The 25845-nt window shown below is 57.7% G+C and carries 25 protein-coding genes, 3 tRNA genes and 1 pseudogene; 11 read left to right on the forward strand and 18 right to left on the reverse strand.

Annotated elements, in window-relative coordinates:
* Positions 1-85 precede the first annotated feature (85 nt).
* Both KI231_RS16430 and KI231_RS16435 read right to left on the reverse strand, forming a co-directional pair.
* Positions 86-427 (reverse strand): YajG family lipoprotein, encoded by a 342-nt coding sequence (locus tag KI231_RS16430; protein WP_103302310.1) that lies wholly within the window; start codon positions 425-427, stop codon positions 86-88.
* A gap of 86 nt (positions 428-513) precedes the next feature.
* On the reverse strand, positions 514-1152 hold the full coding sequence (locus KI231_RS16435; RefSeq protein WP_103302311.1) for an ATPase: 639 nt from the start codon (positions 1150-1152) through the stop codon (positions 514-516).
* A gap of 169 nt (positions 1153-1321) precedes the next feature.
* Here KI231_RS16435 and KI231_RS16440 point away from each other — a divergent pair, with 169 nt between their 5' ends.
* The 4 genes from KI231_RS16440 (at position 1322) to KI231_RS16455 (ending at position 4422) form a co-directional block, all read left to right on the forward strand.
* Entirely contained in the window at positions 1322-1570 is a 249-nt protein-coding gene (locus KI231_RS16440) for a hypothetical protein (RefSeq protein WP_103302467.1), read from the forward strand.
* Positions 1571-1625: 55 nt separating this feature from the next.
* Positions 1626-2654, forward strand: a complete 1029-nt coding sequence (gene ahr, locus KI231_RS16445) for an NADPH-dependent aldehyde reductase Ahr (protein WP_212809112.1) — start codon at positions 1626-1628, stop codon at positions 2652-2654.
* Positions 2655-2761: 107 nt separating this feature from the next.
* Positions 2762-3919 (forward strand): GGDEF domain-containing protein, encoded by a 1158-nt coding sequence (locus tag KI231_RS16450; RefSeq protein ID WP_212809113.1) that lies wholly within the window; start codon positions 2762-2764, stop codon positions 3917-3919.
* A gap of 8 nt (positions 3920-3927) precedes the next feature.
* Positions 3928-4422: a PaaI family thioesterase gene (locus tag KI231_RS16455; RefSeq protein WP_212809114.1), complete on the forward strand. Its 495-nt coding sequence runs from the start codon at positions 3928-3930 to the stop codon at positions 4420-4422.
* Here the strand turns inward: KI231_RS16455 and mug are convergent.
* A complete protein-coding gene (gene mug, locus KI231_RS16460; protein ID WP_212809115.1) occupies positions 4419-4931 on the reverse strand; it encodes a G/U mismatch-specific DNA glycosylase in 513 nt (170 codons plus the stop codon). The two genes, KI231_RS16455 and mug, sit on opposite strands and share 4 nt — an antisense overlap.
* Before the next feature lie 82 nt (positions 4932-5013).
* Between mug and KI231_RS30065 the strand changes: the two are divergent.
* Positions 5014-5463: pseudogene (locus KI231_RS30065) on the forward strand (GNAT family N-acetyltransferase); the annotation flags it as partial.
* A 753-nt stretch (positions 5464-6216) separates the two neighbouring features.
* Here the strand turns inward: KI231_RS30065 and KI231_RS16470 are convergent.
* Positions 6217-8421, reverse strand: coding sequence for an OsmC domain/YcaO domain-containing protein (locus tag KI231_RS16470; protein ID WP_212809117.1), 2205 nt, complete (start codon positions 8419-8421; stop codon positions 6217-6219).
* Positions 8422-8719: 298 nt separating this feature from the next.
* Between KI231_RS16470 and KI231_RS16475 the strand changes: the two genes are divergently transcribed.
* Entirely contained in the window at positions 8720-11365 is a 2646-nt protein-coding gene (locus KI231_RS16475) for a bifunctional diguanylate cyclase/phosphodiesterase (RefSeq protein WP_212809118.1), read from the forward strand.
* 31 nt (positions 11366-11396) lie between these two features.
* Here KI231_RS16475 and KI231_RS16480 read toward each other — a convergent pair whose 3' ends face one another.
* Positions 11397-11612, reverse strand: a complete 216-nt coding sequence (locus KI231_RS16480) for a hypothetical protein (RefSeq protein ID WP_103302320.1) — start codon at positions 11610-11612, stop codon at positions 11397-11399.
* Between the two features lie 166 nt (positions 11613-11778).
* Between KI231_RS16480 and KI231_RS16485 the strand changes: the two genes are divergently transcribed.
* On the forward strand, positions 11779-12603 hold the full coding sequence (locus tag KI231_RS16485; RefSeq protein WP_103302321.1) for a suppressor of fused domain protein: 825 nt from the start codon (positions 11779-11781) through the stop codon (positions 12601-12603).
* Between the two features lie 161 nt (positions 12604-12764).
* Positions 12765-14894: a TonB-dependent receptor family protein gene (locus tag KI231_RS16490; RefSeq protein ID WP_212809119.1), complete on the forward strand. Its 2130-nt coding sequence runs from the start codon at positions 12765-12767 to the stop codon at positions 14892-14894.
* 75 nt (positions 14895-14969) lie between these two features.
* Here KI231_RS16490 and KI231_RS16495 read toward each other — a convergent pair whose 3' ends face one another.
* Both KI231_RS16495 and KI231_RS16500 read right to left on the reverse strand, forming a co-directional pair.
* Positions 14970-15485, reverse strand: coding sequence for a hypothetical protein (locus tag KI231_RS16495; protein ID WP_212809120.1), 516 nt, complete (start codon positions 15483-15485; stop codon positions 14970-14972).
* 168 nt (positions 15486-15653) lie between these two features.
* The gene (locus KI231_RS16500) at positions 15654-15953 is read right to left on the reverse strand and encodes a hypothetical protein (protein ID WP_212809121.1); all 300 of its coding nucleotides are present in this window, start codon (positions 15951-15953) and stop codon (positions 15654-15656) included.
* Between the two features lie 177 nt (positions 15954-16130).
* On the opposite strand from KI231_RS16500, the gene sseB reads away from it, so the two are divergent.
* Positions 16131-16931 carry an enhanced serine sensitivity protein SseB gene (gene sseB, locus KI231_RS16505; RefSeq protein WP_212809122.1) on the forward strand — a complete coding sequence of 267 codons (801 nt, stop codon included), beginning with the start codon at positions 16131-16133 and terminating at the stop codon, positions 16929-16931.
* A gap of 36 nt (positions 16932-16967) precedes the next feature.
* Here the strand turns inward: sseB and KI231_RS16510 are convergent, their stop codons facing one another.
* From KI231_RS16510 to KI231_RS16555, 10 genes are all read right to left on the reverse strand, one after another.
* Positions 16968-17363 carry a GFA family protein gene (locus KI231_RS16510; RefSeq protein ID WP_212809123.1) on the reverse strand — a complete coding sequence of 132 codons (396 nt, stop codon included), beginning with the start codon at positions 17361-17363 and terminating at the stop codon, positions 16968-16970.
* A 61-nt stretch (positions 17364-17424) separates the two neighbouring features.
* On the reverse strand, positions 17425-17616 hold the full coding sequence (locus tag KI231_RS30195) for a YceK/YidQ family lipoprotein (RefSeq protein ID WP_212809124.1): 192 nt from the start codon (positions 17614-17616) through the stop codon (positions 17425-17427).
* Between the two features lie 325 nt (positions 17617-17941).
* Positions 17942-18028, reverse strand: a tRNA-Leu gene (locus KI231_RS16520).
* Between the two features lie 194 nt (positions 18029-18222).
* Positions 18223-18296, reverse strand: a tRNA-Cys gene (locus KI231_RS16525).
* Between the two features lie 46 nt (positions 18297-18342).
* Positions 18343-18418: transfer RNA gene (locus KI231_RS16530), tRNA-Gly, on the reverse strand.
* A gap of 60 nt (positions 18419-18478) precedes the next feature.
* On the reverse strand, positions 18479-19039 hold the full coding sequence (gene pgsA, locus KI231_RS16535) for a CDP-diacylglycerol--glycerol-3-phosphate 3-phosphatidyltransferase (RefSeq protein WP_008080159.1): 561 nt from the start codon (positions 19037-19039) through the stop codon (positions 18479-18481).
* A gap of 32 nt (positions 19040-19071) precedes the next feature.
* On the reverse strand, positions 19072-20895 hold the full coding sequence (gene uvrC, locus KI231_RS16540; protein WP_212809125.1) for an excinuclease ABC subunit UvrC: 1824 nt from the start codon (positions 20893-20895) through the stop codon (positions 19072-19074).
* A gap of 2 nt (positions 20896-20897) precedes the next feature.
* Positions 20898-21539, reverse strand: coding sequence for a response regulator transcription factor GacA (gene gacA, locus KI231_RS16545; protein ID WP_016984198.1), 642 nt, complete (start codon positions 21537-21539; stop codon positions 20898-20900).
* Positions 21540-21666: 127 nt separating this feature from the next.
* Positions 21667-22110: a GNAT family N-acetyltransferase gene (locus tag KI231_RS16550; RefSeq protein ID WP_212809126.1), complete on the reverse strand. Its 444-nt coding sequence runs from the start codon at positions 22108-22110 to the stop codon at positions 21667-21669.
* On the reverse strand, positions 22111-22869 hold the full coding sequence (locus tag KI231_RS16555) for a carbon-nitrogen hydrolase family protein (RefSeq protein ID WP_212809127.1): 759 nt from the start codon (positions 22867-22869) through the stop codon (positions 22111-22113).
* A 153-nt stretch (positions 22870-23022) separates the two neighbouring features.
* Here KI231_RS16555 and KI231_RS30160 point away from each other — a divergent pair, with 153 nt between their 5' ends.
* Positions 23023-23151 carry a hypothetical protein gene (locus tag KI231_RS30160; protein ID WP_283246330.1) on the forward strand — a complete coding sequence of 43 codons (129 nt, stop codon included), beginning with the start codon at positions 23023-23025 and terminating at the stop codon, positions 23149-23151.
* Positions 23152-23488: 337 nt separating this feature from the next.
* Positions 23489-24565 (forward strand): 3-deoxy-7-phosphoheptulonate synthase, encoded by a 1077-nt coding sequence (locus KI231_RS16560; RefSeq protein ID WP_103302330.1) that lies wholly within the window; start codon positions 23489-23491, stop codon positions 24563-24565.
* A 55-nt stretch (positions 24566-24620) separates the two neighbouring features.
* On the opposite strand, the gene KI231_RS16565 is transcribed toward KI231_RS16560, so the two are convergent.
* The gene (locus KI231_RS16565; protein WP_212809128.1) at positions 24621-25700 is read right to left on the reverse strand and encodes a hypothetical protein; all 1080 of its coding nucleotides are present in this window, start codon (positions 25698-25700) and stop codon (positions 24621-24623) included.
* Between the last annotated feature and the right edge of the window lie 145 nt (positions 25701-25845).

Consider the following 25845-nt stretch of genomic DNA (forward strand, 5'->3'; position numbering starts at 1 on the left):
CGCGACCGAATGAAGGCACGGGGCAAAAAATTGGTTGGTTGCGGCCAACCAAAGGAGCTCTGTCAGATACGGTGAACGGGTGAAATCAGATGCAGTCCTGAGCCGCCCGCTCAAAACTCGACGGCAGGAAGTTCGAGGCCAACAGGTGACGCTCATAGAGAAACACCTTGCCGCCACTGCCGGCCTTGTAGGCTTCCAGCACGTTGTCCGCCGCCACCTTGCTCGGAACGACGATCCGGTAGCTGCGCTGGGTCTGCGACACAGTCGGGTTCAGTGCGCTGCCCTGCAACTTCGGCACCACGCAATCGGCGTACTGAGCCGGCGTCTTGCGGGTCTGCAAGGTCAGGGTCGGGTCGTTCGGCGCGGAGGCGCAACCGGCAAGCAACAAAGAAGCAACTGTCATGGCAGGCACGAATAAAGGACGCATCGGTGTAATCCTGAAAATAAAGGTTCGGTTCTACCGGCAACGGTCCAGCTTCACGGCGCCGCCGCTGCCTTTTATGTTTTAAGTGTTCAGCTTGCGGACACCAACGCCTTGAGTGAGCTGTCGAACTGCTTCAGTGCGTTGAGTTGCAAGTCCCGTTGTTTCTCGATCTGCGCAGCGATTTGCGGCGCGGCCTGATTGTGGACCCAGACCGATGGCAGCTGTTTTTCCACCGCCCCTTCGGCCTTGCCGATGTATTGCAGGTCGGCATCGTAGAAACGTGCAGTGAAACGCGCTTCAACCAGGCTGTTGCGTTGGGTCAACAGGCGATTGAAAGTGTCGAGCTTCACCACCACATCCGGATGGGCCTGAATCAACGCATCAAGGCTGTCGTAAACGGTCACGGACAAGAACTGTTGCTGCAGCGAACTCACCAGCCAGTCGATGGCCAATTCCGGATCGGAGCTTTCGACGAAGGCTTCGCGAATCCGCGAGTCGAGCGCATCTTTCGCGCCGTTGACCGCCATGTCGTGGTAACGCTCAAGGTATTGCAGGTTGTCCAGGGTGTTTTCGCTGTACAGCACACCGACGGTCTGCGAGTGCTGCAACGTGGCACTGCTGCCCGTGATGGTTTGAAAATGACACGACCGGGCATCGTCTGCGTAGGTCGGTGCAGCGGCAGCGCCCATCAGCAGTGCGGCCAGCGCCAGTCGAGTCAGAATGTTCATCGCGCAAATTCCTTGAGCTGCGTTTCGATGGAGGCGATTTTCCGCCCATTGCCGCGAAAGCAGAACTTGCGTTTCGTGATGGTCACTATTACTTCTAGCGATAGTTGCGCGACGTGCAGACTGATACACACTCAAACACAACTAGAAAAACATGAATGAGGAACCCTCCTTGAGAACGTTTGACCTGATCCGAGACGCCGTTCTGCCCGATTTTCGCGAGCGGGTGGCTGAATACCTGGTCCAGTACGAAAGTGTATTGCTCAATAGAAACGACGCCGACCCGCAACTCATTCGGGACACCGCCCATGAGTTGCGCGGTTACTTGCGCGGCCTCAACACCACACGGGTATTGGGTATGGCGTACTGGGAGGAGCTGGATCGACGGGTCGTCGATACGTGGCTCGCGCCGGACGAATGACCGACTAGACTTTCCGGGCTGCCAATGTCCCTGTCTGTTCACCCGGAGGTGTCCCATGAGCAACACCGAACCCACAACGTTCAACGGCTGGGCCGCGACCGCTGCCGGCGCGCCACTGGAGCGTTACAGCTATGACCCCGGTGCATTGGGCGAAGACGATGTCGAAGTCGCTGTGGAATATTGCGGTGTCTGCCACTCCGACCAGTCACTGATCGACAATGACTGGGGCATCAGCCGCTATCCGTTCGTCCCGGGCCACGAAGTGGTGGGCAAGATCGTGCGCATGGGGTCACAGGTGCGCGGTCTCGAACTGGGTCAGCGGGTCGGGATCGGTTGGTACAAGGGCAGTTGCATGCACTGCTCGTCCTGTATCTCTGGCTCACAACAACTGTGCGGCACTGCGCAACCGACCATCATCGGCAGCAACGGCGGGTTCGCCGACCGTTTGCGCGCGCACTGGGCGTGGGCGATTCCGGTACCCGAAAAGCTTGATCCGGCGCTGGTCGGGCCACTGTTCTGTGCAGGCTCGACGGTGTTCAACCCGCTGCTGCAATTCGGCGTCAAACCCACCGACCGGGTCGGCGTGGTCGGCATCGGTGGCCTCGGTCATCTGGCGCTGCGCTTTCTCAATGCCTGGGGCTGCGAAGTCAGCGCATTCACCTCATCGCTGAACAAGCAGGACGAAGCCAAACGTCTTGGCGCGCATAACGTCGTCGCCTCAACCGACAGCAAAGCGTTGAAGGCGATTGCCGGCACTCTGGACTTCCTGCTGATCAGCGCCAACGCCGACCTTGACTGGCCGGCCATGCTGGCCACCCTGCGCGGCAATGGCCGGTTGCACTTTGTCGGCATTGTGCCCAGCGCCATCCCGGTGCATGTGTTCGATCTGATTCCGCAGCAAAAGTCGCTCTCCGCCTCGCCGGTAGGCTCGCCGGGCACCATGGCGACCATGCTGGAATTCTGTGCGCGGCACCAGATCCTGCCGCAAGTTGAGATGTTTCCCATGAGCAAAGTCAACGAGGCGGTCGAGCATCTGCGTAGCGGCAAGGCGCGCTACCGCGTGGTGCTGGACGCCAGTCAATAAAACAACGGCGCGTCGGCCATTGCCGGACGCGCCGCCCCTCCTGCCAAAACAGCCCCGAACGCTTACAATCGCCCGTCTAACTGCCAATCAGACAGGCTCTGCCAGAAATGCCGCTCGACCCTCCTACGATGTTGACTATCTCGATCGCCCTCGCCGCCGCCGCGGCGCTGTATCTGGCGATCGAGTGGCGCAGTATTCGTGAGCCCTCGCTACTGTTCTGGAGCGCTGGTTTCGCCACGATTACCGTGGGTTCAACCCTTGCCCTGCTGCGCAGCAGTGGCTTTGTGTTGATCGGCATCTGGTTCGCCAACGGCCTGTTGGTGACCGCCCACTTTCTGTTTCTGCTGGGTGTTGCACGCTTCACCCAGACACGCCTGTCTCGCGGCTGGTCGCTGATCTTTGTCATTTGGCTGGTCATGCTGGTGTTGCCGGAAGGACCGCTGTGGTCGAAGGTGATGCTGGCGGCCAACTCGCTGCTGGTGGCGCTGTCGACGCTCAAGGCGAGTTTTCTGCTGCGCCCCCACGGCAAGTCGCTAAGCGTCGGTGCGGTGCAACTGCGCTACGTCTTGCTGGCCCACGGGATTTTCTATGTTCTCAAAGCGCTGACCGTGATGATTCCCGGCACGCTCATCGATCTGGCGGCGTTTCGTGGCGAGATCATTCAGATCTCGCTGGTCGAAGGCACCATGGCGATCATGCTGATTGCGCTGTCGATGACCGGCACCGAACGCTACCGCCGCGAAAAAGAGATCGCCCGCCTCGCGGCCCGCGATCCGCTGACGGCCCTGTACAACCGCCGCGCCCTCGAAATGCGCGCACCGCGCTTGTTGCAGGACACCTCGCCGCAACGTCCCGGCGCTCTGTTGCTGATCGATATCGACAATTTCAAACTGGTCAACGACCAGTACGGCCACACCGCCGGCGACCGCTTGCTGATCGCCTTGAGCGAGTTGATCCGCGCGCTCCTGCCCCGCGAAGCGCTGACGGCGCGTCTGGGCGGTGACGAGTTCGTGATCCTGTTGGCCCACGCCTCCAATGAACGCATAGTTGAACTCGGCGACGCCTTGCGCGAGCAGTTCCTGACAACCTCTTCACAGACATTCCCGACGCCTGACGCCGTAACGTTGAGCATCGGTGCCACGATTTTCGACACACCGCCCGCCAGTCTCGCCGCACTGATCGAACAAGGCGACGCCGCGCTCTACGAATCCAAACGCGGCGGGCGTAACCGCATCCGCCTGACCGGGCGCACCACTCCAGGATGACCACCCCCATGTCCAGCCTCGACACCTCACTGCAAGACAGCGCCGCCCCCGAGGGCGTTTGCTATGGCTGCGGCGGCCGCAATCCGCACGGCCTGCACATCAAAAGCCACTGGCACGAAGACGGCATCCACGTTGTCGCTGAACATTTGCCTGACGCCCAATACTGTGGCTGGCCGGAACTGGTTTACGGCGGGCTGATCGCGATGCTGGTCGATTGCCACTCCAACTGGACCGCAATGGCTTATCACTACCGCGCAGAAAACCGCGATCCTGGGACCCTGCCGCGCATCGACTGCGTCACCGGCAACCTTGGCATCAAGTTCATCAAACCGACGCCGATGGGCGTAGCGCTGACCCTGAAGGCGAAAGTCGAAGGTGAAGTCGGGCGCAAGACCCGGGTGATCTGCGAGGTGTTTGCAGGGGACGTGCTGACAGCGGTGGGCGACTCGGTGTTTGTGCGGGTCGACACCGCGCAGTTGGCAGCGTCGGCGCAGGGACGCTAAGGCCTGACGGCCAGACGAAGTGCTCGATACGCCGTCACCAATTGCTCCTGCGTGAACGCCAGATTGCGCCCGCTCGGATTGGGCAATATCCACACCGCTGCCCCACCAAAGGTGCTGTCCTGACGCCCCCACTGCACCTCACGCTGACCGGACAACGCGGCAAACGCCGCTTTGCCCAGAAACGCGACAAACCCGGGGGCGTAACGCCTGATCTTTAGCTCGAAGTTGGCGGCAGCGGCATTGAATTCATCCAGGGACAGCTGATCCGCTCGCGCCGTCGGGCGATCCACGACAGCGGTCAATCCGCAGTGATACTGCAGGATCGTCCGGTCATTTTCCGGGCGAATCTCTTCAGGCGTGAACCCGGCCAGATGCAGCGTGCGCCAGAACCGGTTGCCACGGCCGGCGAAGTGATGCCCTTGTGCGGCGGCCAGCAGGCCGGGATTGATGCCGCAAAAGATCACCGAAAGATCATTCACAAGAATGTCCTCAAGCCCCTCACCTGCCATATCGTTCCCTTTTTGCTATTTTCACTCGGGCATTGCCCCGTATAGAGCCACGGAAGGTAGCGTAAACCATGGAGCCATCTCAATGAGTCAACAGATTCGCCTCGCATCCCACTTCGATGCCCAAGCCATAAGCCAAGTCATTGTCGCTGCTTTGCGTGAATCCAACGCCCAACACTACTCGCCAGAAATCATTGATCAGGTGGAGAAAAGCTTCTCTCCTGCGGCGATCCTGCAGTTGTTGAATCAACGTCGGATGTTTGTGGCGACAATCGATCAGCAAGTCATTGCAACGGCAAGCCTTGATGGTGACGTGGTTCGAAGCGTATTTGTTACACCATCTCACCAAGGCGCCGGAATCGGGAAGCTGCTGATGGCGACTCTCGAGACAGTCGCCACCAAGGAGGGCGCCCAGAGCCTTCGTGTACCCTCCTCTATCACCGCCGAAGATTTCTACACTTCGCTGGGGTTCGAAAAAGTTCGAGACGAATTTCATGGCATTGAGCGCACGATCATCATGGAAAAACGGCTGAGACCTTCATTAAAAACCGTAGATTGCACGCCCCAACAACAAAAACTTCGCGAGACACTTGTTCTACTTTATGGACGGCTCGAAGAAATCGTCAAAGGCAAAAGACCGTTTGGCAGCTTCATTGAGCCCGACGAGTTGACAAAGAAATTTCATTTCAACTTGGAAACCTATCCTCGACTGGAGATGTTGTTCTCGCCTGAAGATTGCGAGACGTTGGCCGACTACGCAACGATGAGCAAGGAAGCACTTTTGGCCAGTGCGACAACTCCGCTGGAGCGTCTGATGATCGCAACGATATGGAAACAAGACGATCTGGGAAAAATCGGCCACATCGCAGCGGGTATTGTTGAGAGCAATAAAAACTCCGCCAATGACCCAATAGACAAGAAAGCACCGGTATTCAAGCAATTTGGCCGTCATCTGTCTGAGCCAGCCTCTCAACCAATCGTCGACCAACATAGTTTGCGTGCGTTCAGGTATCTGCTCGGCCAAGACCTGTGCGATGGCCGACACACGCTCGAAACAGTAACGGTGGGAGAAGTTAAACTTTATACAGAGTGGGTTCGAGGTCTGATCGAAGCTATCCCCTTCGATGCCCGAGCGGATCAGATGTATGAATTTGACAAGTCAATGTACGCACTTGGCAAGGCAACAAAATCTTTCATTGCCGCAGTAATCCCTTCTAAAAAAGATGCCTGAGAGGCAGATTTTTTGAGAAACCCGTGGTGAGAGAATCCCTCACCATGGGCCCACCGACTACTTAGACAAAACCGCCACGTTGGCCCGCGCCGAATGCAGCTTCTTGTAGCTCTCGATCAAGCGCAGATGCCGGTCCAGTCCTTCCAGCTTCATGCTCGTCGGCGTCAAACCATAGAAGCGCACGCTACCGTTTACCGAACCAATGGCCGCGTCCATGCGCTCGTCGCCGAACATGCGGCGGAAGTTGGTTTCGTAGTCAGCCAGCACCAGGTCCTCGTCCAGTTCCATCTCCAGCACCACGTTCACCGCTTGATAGAACAAGCCGCGTTCGACGGTGTTGTCGTTGTATTGCAGGAAGGCTTCGACCAGGTCTTTCGCTTGATCGTACTTCTGCAAGGCGAGGTAGATCAGCAGGCGCAGTTCGAGGATGGTCAACTTGCCCCACGGCGTGTTGTCATCGAACTCGACGCCGATCAGCGTAGTGATTTCGGTGTAATCGTCCAGCTCGCTGTTTTCCAGGCCCTGGGCGAGGTTACGCAGGCCGACTTTGCTCAGGCTGTGCAGGTTGAGGATGTCGGCACGGAATTGCAGGGCTTTGTTGGTGTTGTCCCAGATCAGGTCTTCGACCGGGTAGATCTCCGAGTAGTCTGGCACCAGAATCCGGCAGGCCTTGGCACCGATGTGCTCATAGACCGCCATGTAGACTTCTTTGCCCATGTCTTCGAGGATGCCGAACAGTGTTGCGGCTTCTTCGGCGTTGGAGTCTTCGCCTTGACCGGAGAAGTCCCACTCGACGAATTCGAAGTCTGGCTTGGCACTGAAGAAGCGCCACGACACCACACCGCTGGAGTCGATGAAGTGCTCGACGAAGTTGTTCGGCTCGGTTACAGCCTGACCCGAGAAAGTCGGCTGCGGCAAGTCGTTCAGACCCTCGAAGCTACGACCCTGCAACAATTCGGTCAGGCTGCGCTCCAGCGCCACTTCCAGGCTTGGGTGCGCGCCAAACGAGGCAAACACACCGCCGGTGCGCGGGTTCATCAGGGTCACGCACATCACCGGGAATTCACCGCCCAGCGACGCGTCCTTGACCAGCACCGGAAAGCCCTGTTCTTCCAGACCCTTGATACCGGCCAGAATGCTCGGGTACTTCTCGAGCACTGCCTGCGGCACATCCGGCAGGGCCATTTCACCTTCGAGGATTTCGCGTTTGACCGCGCGTTCAAAGATTTCCGATAGGCACTGCACCTGCGCTTCGGCCAGCGTGTTGCCAGCGCTCATGCCGTTGCTGAGGAACAGGTTTTCGATCAGGTTGGACGGGAAGTACACCACTTCATTGTCGGACTGGCGCACGAACGGCAGCGAGCAGATGCCGCGCTGGGTGTTGCCGGAGTTGGTGTCGTAGAGGTGCGAACCGAGCAGCTCGCCATCGCGGTTGTAAATGCCGAGGCAGTATTCGTCGAGGATTTCGGTTGGCAGCGCATCTTTCGGCCCGGGCTTGAACCAGCGCTCGTCCGGGTAATGCACGAACTCGGCATTGGCGATCTCTTCGCCCCAGAACTGATCGTTGTAGAAAAAGTTGCAGTTCAGCCGCTCGATGAACTCGCCCAGCGCCGAGGCCAGCGCGCCCTCTTTGGTCGCGCCCTTGCCGTTGGTGAAGCACATTGGCGAGTGCGCGTCGCGGATATGCAGCGACCAGACGTTCGGCACGATGTTGCGCCACGAAGCGATTTCGATCTTCATGCCCAGGTCGGCGAGAATCCCCGACATGTTGGCGATGGTCTGCTCCAGCGGCAGATCCTTGCCGGCGATGTAAGTGCCCGCTTCTGAAGTGGAATGCGGCATCAACAGCGCCTGAGCATCGGCGTCGAGATTTTCCACCTCTTCAATGATGAACTCGGGACCGGTCTGCACGACCTTCTTCACGGTGCAACGGTCGATGGAGCGCAGGATGCCCAGGCGATCCTTTTCCGAGATGTCAGCCGGCAGCTCGACCTGGATCTTGAAGATCTGGTTGTAGCGGTTTTCCGGGTCGACGATGTTGTTCTGCGACAGGCGAATGTTTTCAGTGGGAATGTTGCGCGTGTCGCAGTACAACTTCACAAAGTAAGCCGCGCACAAGGCCGACGACGCCAGGAAGTAATCGAACGGTCCCGGTGCCGAGCCATCGCCCTTGTAACGAATGGGCTGATCGGCGATCACCGTGAAGTCGTCGAACTTGGCTTCAAGTCGAAGGTTGTCGAGAAAGTTGACCTTGATTTCCATGCGGGATTACCAGAATACGGCTAAACGAATGGCGGCCATTATCCGGTTTTTGAGCGGGAAGTCTTGTGCTTTCGGGAATCGCCGCTGACCGGCGCAACGCGGTTTACGGGCCGCAGATGCATGCCCGCAGCGAGTTTTGCGGGTCAGTCGTCAATTGTTGCAAACACGCCAAGGCAAAGACTCGTCGGGTTCACTACGCTTCTACAGATTCGGATCAATGCAATCGCGAAAAAGAATCTGAACATTGTGCACGCGCCACTGTTCCAGATTCAGAAGACTGCGGATCAAGGACGAGCGAATGGATATTTCCAGTTATGCGGCGCCTGCTCCACCCCGGCAAAGTGCCGTCACCCGTCGCCTGGCGGTCGCCGTTGGCGCGCTGTTCATCACCGGTGTGATCGCAGCGATCGTTGCCCTGCTCGGCATCGCCAACCGGCTCGACAGCGAAGAAATCAACAAAACCCGGTTCTATTCCGCTCGCGCCGTGGAAAACCGCATCACTGCGTCAAAAAACTACATCACCAGTTACGCCAACTGGACCACAGCGTATGAGCACCTCGGCGATCAGGTCGACACGAACTGGGCCTATACCGAGCAAAATGTCGGCAAAACCCTGTTCACCACGGACGGCTATGACGGCGTGTTTGTGCTGGATCGCGAGCGGACCAAATACGCCGTGGTTCGCGGACAAATGCTCGACTCGGACATCTCCGCGTTTCTCGGGGCCAGTGCCGCGTCGCTGCTGGATCAGGTGCAAAGTCAAAGCGACCTGACCCAGGCCGTCAGCAGCTATTCACTGTTCGAGGGCTGGCCGGCACTGGTCTCGGCGGCGGCGATCTTGCCCAACGATGAACGGCCACTGGACCCCGCGCAGAAAGCCTCGGTGCTGGTGTTCGTCGAGAAGCTCACCCCGACCAAGCTGCGCAAGATCGGCAGCGGTTATGGCTTGAACAACCTGACTCTGGCACTGGATGAAACCCTTGATCCGGCCCGACCTCGGGTATCGCTGGACAACACGGGTTACAGCCTGATTGCAGATCTGGAACGCCCGGGGCGCCAGTTATTGTGGTCATTGCTGCCTACCCTCGGCGCAACAATGGTGGTGCTGATGTTGCTGACCGCGTACTTCTTTCGCCACGCCTTGCGCTCATCGCAATACGTCGACAAAAGTTTTGCAGTGATGCAGAGCTCGAATCTGGCGCTGGAAAGTGCCAACCGTGGACTTGAAGCCAGTGAAGAACGTTTTCGTGCGGTGGCAGAAGCCGCTTCGGACTGGATCTGGGAAGTTGATCGGGATCTGTCGCTGACCTATTTATCGGCACGGTTCAGTGAAGTGACCGGTTATCCGCAAACCTTCTGGCTAGGTCAAGGCATCAGCCAACTGTTGTTCTGCGACACCACGCCGCTGGAACTGTGGCTGAAAAAACTCACTGAAGAAGGCCATGCCAGCGACTTGCGTTGCACCTACCGCGACCATTCCGGCCAGCAACGTCACTGTCGCCTCTCCGCGCGCCCGATCTTCGACAAGCATGCCGTCATCGGTTATCGCGGCACCGCCAGCGACATCACCGACGAAGTCGCCGCCCATGCACAGATCCAGCACCTGTCCATGCATGATGCCCTGACCGGCCTGCCCAACCGCAACAAACTGGCGCGTTATCTGGATGAGGCACTGATGCTTCGCGAGCACGCGCCAGCGCTGTCATTGTTGATGATCGATCTGGACAACTTCAAACCGATCAACGACTCACTCGGCCACCCTGCCGGTGATGCAGTGCTGCAAGAAGTCGCCGCCCGCCTGCGTGAATGCACCCGCGACGACGACATTGTCGCCCGCCTCGGCGGCGACGAATTCGTCGTGGTGCTCAACGGTATGGACAGCCGCCACGAAATCGACAAGTTCTGCACACGCCTGATCGGCAGCCTGCATCAACCGGTGATCTTCGAAGATCATCCGCTGCACATCGGCGCCAGCATCGGCATCGCCCTCAGTCGCCGCCACGGTTTCGCCCCCGGCGAGCTGATCCGCTACGCCGACATCGCGCTGTATCAGGCCAAATCCGAGGGCAAGAACACCTGGTGTTATTTCGAAGCGCACATGAGCGACCAGATCCAGACGCGCCGGCAACTGGAGGACGATATGCGCCATGCGCTCAAGCACAACGAATTCGTCCTGCACTATCAACCGCGCTACAAGGTCGACGGCAAGCAGATTGTCTCAGTCGAGGCACTGGTGCGCTGGCAACATCCAACCAAGGGCCTGCTTGGGCCGGACCTGTTTATCCCGCTGGCGGAGCAGACCGATCTGATCGTCCCGCTCGGTCGCTGGGTGTTGCGCGAAGCCTGCGAGACGGCGTTGAGCTGGCCGGAAGACATTCTGCTGTCGGTCAACCTTTCCCCGGCGCAGTTTGCCGTGACCGACGTGGTTGAGGATGTCCGCGAAGTGCTGGTTGCCACACGTTTTCCGGCGAGTCGCCTGGAGCTGGAAATCACCGAAAACGTCATGCTCAACGATACCGACGGCGCGCTGACCACCATGAATGCGCTGAAAGAACTGGGCGTGCGCCTGAACATGGACGACTTTGGCACCGGTTACTCGTCACTGGGTTACCTGCGCGCATATCCGTTCGACGGGATCAAGATCGACAAGCGTTTTATCGCCTCGATCAGCAGCGGCGCCAATGACCGGGCGGTGGTGCAAGCCATCATTGGTCTGGGCAAAGCCATGGGCCTGACGGTCACAGCTGAGGGCGTCGAAACCGAAGAGCAACTGGATATTCTTGGCGTGGATCAGTGCAATGAAGTGCAGGGGTATTTCATGAGCCGCCCGATCGACAAAGCGGCGTTCGCACGCCTGTTGCAAACGTCGAGAAGCGCACAGCCGGCTAAACCGAAAGCAAAAAAAGACCGCTCTCGCAGCGGCCTTAATCTGGAGGGTTTATAGCGCCGATCAACCGGTATTCGCATGGGCCGTTTCAGCCGGGTGTCTGATCCGCATCGCCCCGGAACACGCTGCCCGCATCCCGCACCAGTTGCCGCCATTCGGCGCTGGTGATCAGTCCCTGCTCCTCCATTTCATCGGCTGCCTTGAGCAACTCGTCGTACTGCTCCTCCGGGTCCATCCGCAGTTGCGACTGCGTCGCCAGTTTGCGCCATGCCGCCAGTAATTCTTTCTTGCGCTGATCGAACATAGGTTTTTCTCGTGAAGGACTCACTCGGTAGAAAGAAACCTCCTCCCGGAGGTTCAGCGCAGTCGACGGGCGGATTACCGCACCTGTGATCTTCCTCACATATCCGGCGCTCTGTATCATTCGCCCCCTCCCCCGACGCTGCACGCCAAGCCCGCAAGGAACGCGCATGAACTTCTTCAAAAAGCTGTTCACCTCATCGAAAAAACCTGCCATACAGGCCCCGGAACACGCCGAAGAGCACATCGAGTCGTTCGGTTATGACGACCTGAGCGAGGCTGAAAAAGCCAACTTCGCCGAGCGTGAAGCCAGCCAGAAAGCCCTGGATCGGCATTGGAATGCTATCGGCACCAGCGAAAAAGACGTCCTTGGTTACATGATCAGCCCGAGTTTCATGGGCGGCCCCGACTGGCCATCAACCCGGCAAGCCTACCGCGTGGTGCGTCGTGGTGACTCGATCATCCTCACGACCGAAGGCATGTCAGACCCGTTCGATGGCGCCGAAGGCATGGGCAATGGTTTCGAGATGGAGTTGTTCATCGAAACATCGGACATTCCCGAGCATGCGCTCGGCGCGCCGGGTGACGTCGACCCCTTCCAGCGCAGTTGGGCATTCGAGCTGTTGAAACACCTCGCGGCCGAAGTGGCGCACGCTGGCGGGCTGGTCCATCGGCTGGAGAAATACGGTTCGATGTCGTATGAAATTCCGGGCTTCAGCAAATCGGATTACATGAGCGAGCAACTGCCCGCGCATTTCGTCACCGACGACGACATGACCGGCATGGTGATTGGCGCTCCCGAGCCGGATTTCTCCACCCGCATCGATGACATGCCTTTGTCGCCGGTCAGACTGGTCTGCGTGACATTGATCACCGCTGCCGAGCTCGAATACATACGTACGGGTGGGCAAAGCGCGCGGGATGATCTGGTTGCCCGCCTGAAGGAAGCCGGTGTCGGGCATATCAGCCGTCTTGATCGTGCCAGCGTGGTGTGACCCGGCGCGTCGCTGGCCCGCAGTAGCGTTGTTGCCACCGCGCAGTGAGCTGGCTGCGCGTGTCGGATTTACCGGCAGAAAGCAAATTCCCATGTGTTTACTTCGTTCTTTCTTACGTCGCAATGTTCATTGCCTGCCCCTGTCTGCCTGGAGTTTTCTCGATGTCCGCGACCAAATCCCTGCCCACTGCCCTGCTGGGCCTGGCCCTCGCCTGTCCGGCGATGGCTGAGACTCAAGGTCTGGAACTGGGACAAGTGCTGATTTCGGCCGAGGATCGCAGCGGCTCGGACGCGGCAGTCGAGGACGCCAAGTCCCGGCTCGCGCAAGTGCCCGGGGGCACCAACGTGGTCGATATGCGCCAGCCGTTACAGGGCCGCGTGGCGAGCAATCAGGATGTCTTGGCCTATCAGCCGGGGGTCTATGCGCAATCGGCGGGCAACGAAGGGGTGAAGATTTCGATTCGCGGCTCGGGCATCAACCGTGCACCGGGCGCGCATGCTTCGGGGCTGTACACGATGCTCGACGGCTTGCCGCTGACCGGCCCCGGCGGCACGCCTTACGAATTGCTTGAACCACTGTGGGTCGACCATGTGGAAGTGCTGCGCGGTGCCAACGGCTTTGATCGTGGCTCGCTGGCCTTGGGCGGCGCTATCGATTACGTCAGCCACACGGGCTACGAAGCGCCGAAGCTGCAAGTGCGTTACGCCACCGGCAGCCATGGTTATCAGCAGCGTCAGGTGAGTTCCGGGCAGGTGCTGGGCGACTTCGATTACTACGTGTCGCTGACCGATTCGAACGCCGACGGCTATCAGGATCACACCGCCAGCGAGAGCCAGGGTGTGATCGCCAACTTCGATTATCGCTTCAACCCGAACCTGGAAACGCGCTTCTACATTCGTTATCGCCAGACCGACAACGACCTCGCCGGGCGCGTGACCAAGCATTCCATCGAACACGACCCGCGCGCGGCCAACCCGGCTTATGTATCCCGCGACGACAGCCGCAAACAACCGGGCAGCACCTTCATCGGCAACAAAACCACGTTCTACATCGACGACGACTCGAGCATCCAGACCGGCCTCGTCTACCACGACTATCCGATGGACCTGCGCGAAGGCCCGAACCGCTTGAAGGTGGCCTACACCGATGTCAGCGGCACCTTCGATTACAAGCGCCGCGACACCTTGTGGGGCATGGAAAGCCATAGCAATGTGGGCCTGCGCGTGACCAAGCACTTGCCCAATGACGGCGCGAGCGAGCTGGTGCGCATTCCTACCGCGCCCAACACATCTGGCTATGCACCGGGCACGCATATGCGCAACTTCACTTATCAGGGCTCGGACACTGTCCTGCATTTTGGCAACGATCTGGAAATCGCTGACGACCTGTGGCTGACCACCGGCCTCGCCGCCATCTACACCCGTCGCGAAAGTGCCGTCACCTACCCGCAAAGCGGCGGCAAAACCAGCATGAACGACTGGGACTACGCCCCCCGCCTGGGCCTGCGTTATCAGGTAACGCCTGATCTGCAAGTATTCGGCAACCTCAGCCGTTCGGTCGAAGCTCCGCACCCGTGGTCGCTGATCTACAGCTCCAACGTTCGCTTCCCGAAAGACAGCGGTGCGGCGACCGGCACCCAGCGCGACCCGATCAAACTGCAAAACCAGACCGCCACCACCCTCGAACTCGGCGGTCGCGGCGACAGCGCCTTCGGCGAATGGAGCCTGGCCTGGTATTACGCACAAGTGCGTCACGAATTGCTTTCCGTGCTGCCCGACGCCAACGCGGTCACGCCTTATGAGCTCAACGCCAGCCCCACCGTACATCAAGGCGTCGAAGCCAGTTTGAACAGCAAACTCTGGTCAGCCGATGACGGCCGCCAACTGAGCCTGCGTCAGGCGTATACCTTCAGCGATTTCCACTACCGCGATGATGATCGCTTCAGTGATAACCGCCTGCCGGGATTGCCGATGCACTACTACCAGGGGGAATTACGCTACGACTGGCCGCAAGGATTCTTTGCGGCGATGAATACCCAATTGGTGTCGAAAGTTGCCGTGGATTACGCCAATAGTTACTACGCCGATCCGTACGCGCTATTTGGCGCGACGCTGGGTTACAACGCACCGAAGGGCGACTGGCAGACCTGGCTGGACCTGCGCAACCTGACCAACAAGCACTACGCAGCAACGGTGACGCCGGGGTATGACGACAAAGGGCTGGATGCCGCGCGGTCTACGCCGGGTGAGGGAATGGGGGTGTATGTCGGGGTGTCGTGGAGTTTGCTCTGAGGGCACTGCTCGGCGCGGTATCCATGCCGACGCTGCGATTTTTGAGAAGATCGCAGTCGCCCAGAAACGTTTAACTCAGCGAAACATTCGTTCCTGCATCAGCGTGCTCGGGATCAGCAGCGTCTGGGTGTAATAAGCCTTGTAGCCATACGCCGTAATACGCACTTTGCACGGAATAAAAGACTGCTTGATCAGTAAAGGCCTGATGGCTTCGTAGTCATTCAGATCGTGTTGAGTTCCGTCGGGTCTGACATTATAGAAAAGAAGCTCAGTGGTGAATTCATAGCCGGATGGATTCTCGCTGTTTTCCTCGACACGACCTTCGGCTTTTACGTTGATAGCGTGTTCTGATGAGAACTCCATATCTCCGTCTAATGAACAGATCAATGTCGGATTGAGTTGATTGGATCTTTCGTAATGATTGAAAGCAATCAACAAATTCACGGTCGAGCTGAAATTCACAATAAAAGAATTATTGGCGCTTTTCTCGAAAGACAACAGCGCAAGTTCGGCTGGAGGTATGACAGGTGTTTTGGCGCACCCGGCGCAGAGCAGCATCAAGAAGACACTAACGCAATGAGAGGAATTCATGGATCAGACCCGCTTTCAAGGTCGCGGCGCCCGATAGATCAGGGTCACGGGGAGAAACTCTGCCACCGCTGAGTTCATTAAGCGATCAGGGAAACCCTGACAGGGACGATCGCAAAAGAGCGCGTGGCCGTCATGAAAGACCACGCGCATCCTGTTTACCTTTTGTACTTAGTGCAGGTTGAGCAAGGCGAACAGCCCAACGATAACCATCAGCACCGACATGTACTGCATCGGCACGAAGAACAACGTGTGCTTTTTGCGGAAAACGACTTCGCCGCCAGTGGCGGGGTCAATGTAGGTTTTGCCCGGTGCGTTATTCAGCTTGTGACCAATAAAGGCATTAGCTGCAGCGGCAACCAGTAAGCCAACACCGACACCTAGCCCATTTGGAAGTCCGGCGAAAGAAATCAGACCCACCAATGGAATCAGAATAGAAAGAATGCCCCAGCCTTGCCAGATAAGAAACATAACGCGTCCCTGTTAATTTTTGAGGCGCGCAATCTAACAAACAACTATGCGTTGCGGCAACAACTAGTAATATCTTTGTCCAGCCGATGACGGTACGTTTTTTTTGTGAGCGATGACAGGCAGAATGAAGCGCCCTTGTTGCCTTCCCGTTCATGTCTGATTTCAGGGAGTAGTCGAATGGACATCACGAATCACCCGCAAGAGAACTCACTGGAGCAATCGCTCAGACTGGCCGCCGACGAGCCTGCCCATCGGCCCGAGTTCTTCCGGATTTTGCTGAACTCCACTGTCTATGTTCTCGGTTCGACGGACGCTGAGGACGGCACAGTGGATCTGGAGGCCGGCAGCAAAGTCAGCATCGCGCATTGGGAAAAACCGGACGGTACTTCTGTCATCCCGTTTTTTTCCTCGCTGCAAACGCTACAGAAATCGATAGACAGCGAGGAGTCCTACCTCGAGCTCCCGGCCAGATCCTTGTTCGAGATGACGCAAGGCACCCACCTCTTCCTGAATCCGAAATCGCCTTATGGAAAAGAGTTCTTCCCGGAAGAGGTACGCAATCTGCTATCTGACCAAGTCGGCCAAAAGGCGACAGTCCGCAAGGTAGAAAAAGAAACCAAAGTGCTGCTCGGGCAACCGGCCCAGTACCCGTCGAAGATGGTGCAGTCGCTGACGCAACTACTGGCCAGCCACCGCAACGTGAAGCGTGCATTTCTTGCGCTGATGCACGACACCTCGGTGGACGAGAAACCGCATCTGATCGTCGGTATCGAGGCCGATGGCGATATTGAACTGGTCATGCGCGAAGCGGGCAATGTCGCGGGAGATACGGCTCCCGACGGTGAGCCCGTAGACCTCTATCGCGTGTCTGAAAGCGAGTCAGGGCTTAGCGACTATTTCCTTGAACAAACGACGCCTTTCTACGAACGCAAACAAGTGAGCAAGTGGCGTTCGATCTTTGGTTTTGGCAAGAAATGACGGAGACCACGTTGCCCGGCCCCGGAAAAATCGCCCTCACCGATCAGGCTGCCATTGTGAATACCTGGGGAGACCTTCTCCTTCCAGCCAGGCGGCGTCATGCTCGGTCCAGATGTGATACTCAGCTTGGCTGCCAGGGTCTTCGTCCAACGTGGCAACTCGCACGATCATAGCGGCTGAGCCGATTCGCTCAGCCGCGAGATGCGATCCGCAGTGGCAGCAGAAGTGTCGGATCTTCCCCGGAGACGATTCGAAAGCCCTCAGTGCCGCCAGGCCCTGAGTCCATCTGAAATGCTCCCTTCGAACTCCAGCCGTAGAGACATACGCCGCTGCATGGGTCTTGCGGCAAGTCACGCAATGACAATGGCTGATCGGCATATCAATGCTGTCGATCTCATAACCTACGGCCCCACAGGCGCAGCTTCCTTTCATCTATCCTCCGGTTTTTGTCACGGCTTGGCCGCAGGTCGTCTGGATGCCAAAGCCCTGGAAGTTACAAGCACGTTGGAAAAGCGATAGTGTCTGCTATCAGTGTGAAGGGCAGATCAAGAATGATGAGAGGCCCCACCAAAGGCATCAAGCTTGTGAACTCCACTTTCGTCCCCTCGAAGCAGCTATAGCCCCCGTAAGAATCCGCAATGAGGAAGGCACATCCACCGATTTGAGACGCGGCGAAAATCAGCATGAGCTTCCGTAGCACATAATTTCCTTATTACTTTTAAATTGACTGCCTTGAAGACGCTATCGGGAAAATTACCGAATGCCATCACACCTCCTGCCAGCACGCGCGGCACGGTGAGACGACAAACCGGACTCAGGGCTGCAGGCCTCGATGGATGTTGCGCATTTAACCGAACAAAGAGATGCGAACACGCTTGAGCAGTACATCCGCAATCGTAATGGCAAAAAAGTCATGCCTACAAGGCGAATAGCGAACCATGGCCAAAATTGGGAACCGGAAACAAACAAGGGCTTGCATCAGCTTTCGCCCGCAAACCCTTGATTTAAGATGGTGCCCGAAGCCGGAATCGAACCGGCACGCCCTTACGAGCGGGGGATTTTAAGTCCCATGCGTCTACCAGTTTCGCCATTCGGGCGGTAGCGCGGTGTTGCTCTGTTCAACTGCCGAGTCGCAATCCTACAGGATCAGGCTCTAGCGGCAGTGCGGGAAATATATACATCACTCCCCAGTGAAGCAAGTTCGCAATGGCCGATTTTCAAGACTAAATCTTGCAGCACACTGTAAATAAAAAAGCTCCGTAAATCATGGATCTACGGAGCTTGTTTATAGTGGAGGCCGAGGTCGGAATCGAACCGGCGTAGGTGGATTTGCAATCCACTGCATAACCATTTTGCTACTCGGCCTCAAAGCATTTGCTGTCAGTAGCACAACAACAAACACTGTACAAATTGGAGCGGGAAACGAGACTCGAACTCGCGACCCCGACCTTGGCAAGGTCGTGCTCTACCAACTGAGCTATTCCCGCTTGGTGTGGCGCATTCTATAGATTTCAGAAGCCCCGTCAACCCTTTGATTCAAAAAAGTTTTATTTCTTTTCAACATCGGTTTTCAGATGTGGCCAGGCGGCACGAAGGTATTGAACCATCGACCACAAAGTCAGGCCGGCCGACACCATCAGCAAGGCATAACCCAACACAACCCAGAAGCTGAAATCCCTTGGATTGGCCAAGAGAATCACCAGCGCGAGCATCTGCGCAGCGGTTTTCCACTTTCCGAGATTTGAAACGGCCACATGAGCACGAGCGCCGAGCTCGGCCATCCACTCGCGCAATGCCGATACGACAATCTCGCGACCGATGATGACGGCAGCTGGCAACGTAAGCCAGAGATTGCCGTGCTCTTGCACCAGCAGTACCAGCGCAACCGCAACCATGAGCTTGTCGGCGACCGGATCAAGGAACGCTCCGAAAGGAGTGCTTTGTTCGAGACGGCGGGCGAGATAACCATCCAGCCAATCCGTGGCTGCCGCAAAGGCAAACACCGAGGCGGAGGCCATGTAGCTCCACTGATAAGGCAGATAGAACAGCAAAATGAAGATCGGGATGAGCAGAACGCGTAGAACGGTAATCAGATTAGGGATATTCATCGGCACAACTGGCTACGAGGTGAAGGGGCATTCTACTCGCTATGCAGGTTTGCATAAATCGACTCTGCGAGCTTTTTACTGATCCCCGGGGCTTTGGCGATCTCTTCGATGCTTGCACGAGACAGCTCCTGCAATCCACCGAAATGTTTCAACAAGTCGCGACGACGGGTTGGGCCGACGCCGGCAACGCCCTCCAGCGTTGACGTCCGGCGGGTTTTGCCGCGACGGGCTCGGTGTCCGGTAATTGCAAAACGGTGGGCCTCATCGCGAATCTGCTGGATCAGATGCAGCGCCGGGGAGTCACCGCGCAACGTGAACTCGTGCGCCGCATCATTCAGATACAAAGTTTCAAAACCAGCTTTGCGGGTCGCGCCCTTGGCGACACCCAGCAAGATCAGGTCCGGCACGGCCAGTTCGTTGAGAACATCACGGGCCATCGATAGCTGCCCCTTGCCGCCGTCGACCAGCAAGATATCCGGCAACTTGCCCTCGCCGTCCTTGAGTTTGCTGAAACGCCGCGTCAAGGCCTGATGCATGGCGGCATAGTCATCCCCCGCCGTGACACCCTCGATGTTATAGCGACGGTAGTCCGACTTGATTGCACCTTCCGGACCAAACACCACGCAGGACGCGACCGTCGCCTCACCACTGGAGTGACTGATGTCATAGCATTCCAAGCGCTGCGGAGGCTCATCCAGCTTCAACACTTCAGCCAAGGCCTCAAAGCGTGCCGCGGTGTGCTGACGATTGGCCAGCCGCGCGCCCAACGCCTGCTCCGCATTGGTGACAGCCAGTTGCTGCCAACGCGCTCGCGTGCCCCGCACCCGATGACTGATGGCCAGTTCCCGGCCACGCAATTCATGAATCGCTTCGATCAGCGTCGGGAAATCCTCGTGTACGACGTTGACAATCAGTTCACTCGGCAAGTCGCGTTCCGGACTGCTGATGAAGTATTGGCCAAGGAACGCGGCCATGACTTCCGATACGTCCTCTTCGATACCGACCTGCGGAAAGAAGTTTTTGCTACCTAATACGCGTCCGCCACGGACACTGATCAAATGGACGCAGGCACCACCCGGGTTGACGAATGCAGCGATGACATCGATATCGCCAGTGCCGCCCTCCATGCTCTGTTGATCCTGAACGCGGCGCAACAATGCAATCTGATCGCGCAACTCAGCGGCGCGTTCGAACTCCAGGTTGATCGCTGCCTCTTCCATCGCCGTGGACAGCTCATTGGTCAGTGCGTGACTGCGCCCTTCGAGAAACATCACCGAGTGACGCACGTCTTCGGCATAAACCTCAGGCTCGACCAGACCGACGCAAGGCGCCTTGCAACGCTTGATCTGATATTGCAGGCACGGGCGGGTTCGATTCTTGTAATAGCTGTCTTCACACTGTCGGACGAAAAACGTCTTTTGCAGCAGGCTCAGACTTTCGCGAATGGCACCCGCGCTCGGATAAGGCCCGAAATATTTGCCTTTGGCTTTTTTCGCCCCGCGATGGATGCTGAGGCGCGGAAACTGTCCGTCCGAGAGAAACACGTAAGGATAGGATTTGTCGTCGCGCAACAGGATGTTGTACGGCGGCCGCCATTCCTTGATCAGCGTCTGCTCAAGCAACAGCGCTTCGGTTTCGTTGGCGGTAATGGTCGTTTCGACCTGCGCAATGCGACCGACCAACGCAGCGGTTTTCGGCGCCAGACCGGTCTTGCGAAAGTAACTCGCCAAGCGTTTCTTGAGGTTCTTGGCCTTGCCGACATACAAGAGACGCGCATCGCTGTCGAACATGCGATACACGCCGGGGCGCCCGCTGACGGTCGACAGGAAGGCGCTGGAATCGAATGCTTCAGTCATGGTCAGAGGCTGGCATCAACCATGCCGTGACGAACCGCCAACAGCGTCAACTCGACGTCGCTGCTGATCGAAAGCTTCTCGAAAATACGGTAGCGATAGGTGTTCACGGTTTTCGGCGACAAACACAACTTGTCGGAAATGATCTGTACCTTCTGGCAGCCGACAATCATCAACGCGATCTGGATTTCTCGCTCGGACAACGCATCGAACGGAGAATCATTGGACGGTTGAAAGGACTTGATCGCCAACTGCTGAGCAATCTGCGGGCTGATGTAGCGCTGCCCGGCAAACACCAGCCGAATGGCCTGCACCATTTCCGGCAACCCGGCACCCTTGGTGAGATAACCCGCAGCGCCGGCTTGCAGCAAGCGAGTAGGAAAAGGGTCCTCCTCACATACAGTAACCGCGACCACCTTGATGTCAGGGTGACTGCGCAGCAGTTTACGCGTGGCTTCCAGGCCGCCGATGCCAGGCATCTTGACGTCCATCAGGACCACATCGGGTTTCAACTCTCGGGCCTTGATCAGGGATTCTTCCCCGGACTCGGCCTGGCCCACTACCTGCAAGCCATCAATATCGGCCAGCATCCGTGTAATGCCTGTACGAACGAGATCATGGTCATCGACCACTAGCACCCTAATCAAGCAGACACCTCGCGATATGGTCTTATTGGGATGCCGGACACCTTAGCAAAAAGTGCCCGACAGACCTAGCGGCAAGCAGCATTTAAAAAGTTTCAATTCATCATCGAAGGCTTGCCGGCCGTGGGTTTCAGAGCACAGGTGTACTGATATCCAGCTGCATTCGCAGAAAACACTCGTCCTCGCCTTGTACGTGTAGTCCTTTTCTTTCATACAAATGTTTCGCCGGATTGTTTTCGAAGACTGTCAGGCGCAAAGCCGGCCGCTGCTCTTCCTGGGCCATGCCGATAACCTGATCAATCGCCCAGGAACCCGCGCCCTGGCGGTGAAAGGCTTGAGCAATCTGCAGTTCACGAATATATAACGCCCGCCTGTCCCGGCTGAGACTGAAAAAACCTATCGCCACATCATCACGCAATATCAGCCAGTTCTCGCGTCCCGACCAGGCTACGTCGAATGCTTCGTCCTGCCACAACAGATCATGATGAATGTAGTAAGGCAGCATGTTCTGGCAAGTGAGATTGCGTGAAAATGCCAGATCCTCTGGCGCCGCTTTCCGCAACTGGAATGTCATTCAGCCCGCCATCACAGGAACGACCCGCCCCTGCCAGGTTCCGGCGTCTCGTTGGGCAACCAGCAAAAGGTCACCCACTCCCGGCGCGGAAGCGACCAATGAACCGTTTTCGGACCATATCGCGCTGCGCCCTGCCGACTGCCATCCGCCAGTAAGGCCACCGTGGTTGGCCATCAACACGGCCATCGCGTGTTGCCGTGCATAACCCTGAAGCAGCGCGGTGTCTGCCGCGTAACCTTTTTCGCTGATCAATACGCCTGCTGCGTACAGGTCAGCCCCTTGTTCAGCCGCCGCAGCCGCGTGACTGGCGTGGGAAAAATCGGCGCAGACCGCCAGCGCAACCTTGTGGTTGCCGATGTCCAGGGCAGGCCCTCCGAACCCAGGGGCGAAAACAAGCTCTTCGCCCGGGTGCAAATGCTGTTTGCTGTACACCACGAGCGAGCCATCAGCACCCAGAATCAGAGCACCAATCAACACTCCAGGATGATTTTCCAATCGGACAGGCATACCGACGACCGTCGTTATGCCAAGCTCACGAGCAACTTCGCGCAACGGCTGAAGGACTGCGTCTTGCGGGTCGACGGCCAATGCTGCAGCCTCCTCGCCTTCATAGCCCGTCAGGGACAACTCCGGAAAAACCAGCAGTTGCACGCCCTGCCCCGCTGCAGCTTCGATGAAGCGCATATGGCGAGCAATGTTGGCGGCAAGATCACCGGCAATGGAGGTTGCCTGGGCAGCGGCAATGGTCAGTGTCGACATGATTCTTCCATGGTCATCAGGCAAAGTGCCGAGTGTGGCACAACTGACGCTGCGCTCAAGCAATAGGCGTTTTGTTGCTCACGCGATAGCAATTTCTGATTGCTGAGGCATATCGGGCTCTAGTAAGCTCGGCGCATTCATCGGAGACAGACCATGTTCAACGCCCTTTCACAGCTTCTTGCCGTCAGCGCCATGCGCTCGGTTGCGGCTGTCTGGGTGAATGACGTTTGCGCTTCGGTCAGCTTTTATTTTGGGTATTGGTTTAGCCACTGGCGCGCCTGATACCCACACGGCGCCCATGAAGACGGGTCGCCTACCAGAGATTTCTCAACCCCCGGTCGGCTTCCCGATCGGGGGTTTTGTTTTTTCAGGCCCAGACTTTTTCCGCAACACACCAGACACTTTTGAGGATTCACAAAATGAACTACGCCACTTATTACCGTTACGACAGCTTTAGCGCCTGGCGATTTACCAGCCTCCGCTCGGGACAGCCTGCCGCCTCCGATCGGTCACCCACAGGTGGCAAACACACCCATGTAGCCAATACGGCCAATTGTCGAACACCCCAGTAGGGCTGAGCGAGCGGGAACAACCCGCCGCCTGCCCAGGAAGACCGAATATGAACTCGTCCGTTTCTGCTCTGCCGCTGTCCACCCTCAATTCCGCCAACGAAGCACTGACCCTGCGTCTGCCCAGCTCGTTGCAACTCAAACAGCAGTTGCCATTGAGCAACGCCTTGAGCCAACAAGTCGCCGCCCACCGCCAAGCGGTCCGCGCAATTCTCAATGGTGAAGACCAGCGCCTGCTGGTAATCGTCGGCCCTTGCTCCATCCACGATCCTCAGTCCGCCCTTGAATACGCTGGCAAGCTCGCCCGACTGGCTGAAGCCGTCAGCGGCGAGATGCTGCTGGTGATGCGTGCCTATGTCGAAAAACCGCGCACCACCGTCGGCTGGAAAGGTCTGGCCTACGACCCGCACCTGGATGGCAGTGACGACATGGCCGGCGGCCTGACACTGTCCCGCGAGCTGATGCTGGAAATGATCCGCCTCGGTTTGCCAGTGGCCACCGAACTGTTGCAACCCATGGCTGCGGGTTACTTCGATGACCTGCTCAGTTGGGTGGCCATTGGTGCACGTACCACCGAATCACAAATACATCGTGAAATGGCCAGCGGCCTGAGCATGCCGGTAGGCTTCAAGAACGGCACCGACGGCGGAGCGACCGTTGCGGTTGACGCCATGCGCTCGGCAGCCCATCCACATCGGCATTTCGGGGTCGATAGTCAGGGACACCCGGCGATTATTCAAACGCCAGGCAACCCGGATACTCACCTGGTGTTGCGCGGCGGGCACCACGGACCCAACCATGATCGTGAGAGCGTGGCCAGAATCCACGCTGACTTGAACCGATTGAAAATCCCCAGCCGCATCATGGTCGATTGCAGCCACGCCAACAGCGGCAAGGATCCATTGCGCCAGCCGGGAGTCTTCAACGAGGTCCTGGAGCAACGCTTGCAGGGTGATCGCTCACTGATCGGCATGATGCTGGAGTCTCATCTTTTCGAGGGCTGTCAGCCGCTGAGTGCATCGCTGCGTTACGGCGTTTCGATTACCGATGGTTGCCTGGGTTTCAGCGCAACGGAGCAACTTCTGCTCCAGGCAGCTCGACGTCTTGGCGCGTGCACCAGAGGCTGATCGCACGGCCCACCTTCCGGTTCAGCAGAGAATCGGAGGGTGGGCCAGGTTCAACCTACGCCTCTACCCGCACCTGTGTCGCCGCGGAAGGCTGACTGACATCGTCCAATCGCTCTACCGTGTAGGAAACACGTACAGTCGATCCCTGGTGTTCGCGCCAGAAGCGCTGTGGAACGATAAAAATCAGCGGTTTCCCTGCGGTTTCCCGAGTGATGTCGCGATCATCCCTGTGACTGAAAAAATCACCGTCACACTTGAGATAGACCAGTTCACCCTCCTGGGTCCGGGCATTGCCGATCACCACGGTGACGCCATCAGTTGAATCCTCTGCCAACAGCACGCCATCTTCTGCCTCAAGCACATCGGGCGCGTCCAGCTCGCTTTGCAAGAACGGGGTGACGAGAACTCTCGCAGTATCGGACTCGCGAACCGCACCATTCGCCTGCTCGACTCGGTAACGAACCGTCACCTCGCCACCGAGGTGCGCTGCGATGTACTCGGCAGGTACCCAGAAGGAAAGGGTTTCTGCGACAGCAAAGGCCTCGACCTTCAATCGATCGCTGAACGCCAACGGCGAGGCGTCCCCAGACCACATCAACGACACCTGGTCACCTACCGCCATTTTGCCGTACGGCTGGAGAGTGACGAGTACACCTTCCACCACCCGTGCCGGATCCAGTGTCCCGCTTATTGCTCCCTCGATCTGCGGAGCAAGCAACTGCGCACGCGTATCTCCCACAGTCAATTGCAGGGGCGCAGACAATGCGGGCTCGGGCAGACCCGCGCTGGCAAGCGTCCAGTAGATATCCAGAGCGCCGCCATCCAAAGCGGCAACGTGCATGCCTTTGATCACGAAAATGACGTCTTTGCCAACTTGCGCCGCGCTGACATAGCGAACCTTTTCATGCTGGTAAACAAAGCCCTCGATATCCAGACCCTCCCAGCTCAGCAGCAACCGATCTCCACACGCCATATTTGTATAAGGAGCAATACGAACGACGACCTGACTCAGCGAAGGGTCGAGCACATCGCCCTCCAGTGAGTCGAGTGTTGCGGCAGGCAATAGCTGATTTGTTGTGCAGGGGCTGACGGGGTGGCGCATCCGGTAGCAAAACTCGATTTCATGGGTGTTCATTCGTGGCTCGACTCCTTGGACAAAACGCTGCCTTCATGACGGCGTCGACAGCCCACATTGAACGAGATTGCTGATGCAACCGATATCAGCCCAATACGCCGCATACATGACGCAAAGGCTACGAGCGCAGTAGGCAACCTACGCA

It is taken from the genome of Pseudomonas sp. Seg1 (assembly GCF_018326005.1).
Classification (GTDB): Bacteria; Pseudomonadota; Gammaproteobacteria; order Pseudomonadales; family Pseudomonadaceae; genus Aquipseudomonas.

Excerpts from the sequence above, each read along its gene's own strand:
- KI231_RS16430 (WP_103302310.1), bottom strand. The coding sequence starts at position 427 with ATGCGTCCTTTATTCGTGCCTGCCATGACAGTTGCTTCTTTGTTGCTT.
- KI231_RS16435 (WP_103302311.1), bottom strand. The coding sequence starts at position 1,152 with ATGAACATTCTGACTCGACTGGCGCTGGCCGCACTGCTGATGGGCGCT.
- ahr (WP_212809112.1), top strand. The coding sequence starts at position 1,626 with ATGAGCAACACCGAACCCACAACGTTCAACGGCTGGGCCGCGACCGCT.
- KI231_RS16450 (WP_212809113.1), top strand. The coding sequence starts at position 2,762 with ATGCCGCTCGACCCTCCTACGATGTTGACTATCTCGATCGCCCTCGCC.
- KI231_RS16455 (WP_212809114.1), top strand. The coding sequence starts at position 3,928 with ATGTCCAGCCTCGACACCTCACTGCAAGACAGCGCCGCCCCCGAGGGC.
- mug (WP_212809115.1), bottom strand. The coding sequence starts at position 4,931 with ATGGCAGGTGAGGGGCTTGAGGACATTCTTGTGAATGATCTTTCGGTG.
- KI231_RS16470 (WP_212809117.1), bottom strand. The coding sequence starts at position 8,421 with ATGGAAATCAAGGTCAACTTTCTCGACAACCTTCGACTTGAAGCCAAG.
- KI231_RS16475 (WP_212809118.1), top strand. The coding sequence starts at position 8,720 with ATGGATATTTCCAGTTATGCGGCGCCTGCTCCACCCCGGCAAAGTGCC.
- KI231_RS16480 (WP_103302320.1), bottom strand. The coding sequence starts at position 11,612 with ATGTTCGATCAGCGCAAGAAAGAATTACTGGCGGCATGGCGCAAACTG.
- KI231_RS16485 (WP_103302321.1), top strand. The coding sequence starts at position 11,779 with ATGAACTTCTTCAAAAAGCTGTTCACCTCATCGAAAAAACCTGCCATA.
- KI231_RS16490 (WP_212809119.1), top strand. The coding sequence starts at position 12,765 with ATGTCCGCGACCAAATCCCTGCCCACTGCCCTGCTGGGCCTGGCCCTC.
- KI231_RS16495 (WP_212809120.1), bottom strand. The coding sequence starts at position 15,485 with ATGAATTCCTCTCATTGCGTTAGTGTCTTCTTGATGCTGCTCTGCGCC.
- KI231_RS16500 (WP_212809121.1), bottom strand. The coding sequence starts at position 15,953 with ATGTTTCTTATCTGGCAAGGCTGGGGCATTCTTTCTATTCTGATTCCA.
- sseB (WP_212809122.1), top strand. The coding sequence starts at position 16,131 with ATGGACATCACGAATCACCCGCAAGAGAACTCACTGGAGCAATCGCTC.
- KI231_RS16510 (WP_212809123.1), bottom strand. The coding sequence starts at position 17,363 with ATGAAAGGAAGCTGCGCCTGTGGGGCCGTAGGTTATGAGATCGACAGC.
- KI231_RS30195 (WP_212809124.1), bottom strand. The coding sequence starts at position 17,616 with ATGCTGATTTTCGCCGCGTCTCAAATCGGTGGATGTGCCTTCCTCATT.
- pgsA (WP_008080159.1), bottom strand. The coding sequence starts at position 19,039 with ATGAATATCCCTAATCTGATTACCGTTCTACGCGTTCTGCTCATCCCG.
- uvrC (WP_212809125.1), bottom strand. The coding sequence starts at position 20,895 with ATGACTGAAGCATTCGATTCCAGCGCCTTCCTGTCGACCGTCAGCGGG.
- KI231_RS16550 (WP_212809126.1), bottom strand. The coding sequence starts at position 22,110 with ATGACATTCCAGTTGCGGAAAGCGGCGCCAGAGGATCTGGCATTTTCA.
- KI231_RS16555 (WP_212809127.1), bottom strand. The coding sequence starts at position 22,869 with ATGTCGACACTGACCATTGCCGCTGCCCAGGCAACCTCCATTGCCGGT.
- KI231_RS30160 (WP_283246330.1), top strand. The coding sequence starts at position 23,023 with ATGTTCAACGCCCTTTCACAGCTTCTTGCCGTCAGCGCCATGCGCTCG.
- KI231_RS16560 (WP_103302330.1), top strand. The coding sequence starts at position 23,489 with ATGAACTCGTCCGTTTCTGCTCTGCCGCTGTCCACCCTCAATTCCGCC.
- KI231_RS16565 (WP_212809128.1), bottom strand. The coding sequence starts at position 25,700 with ATGAACACCCATGAAATCGAGTTTTGCTACCGGATGCGCCACCCCGTC.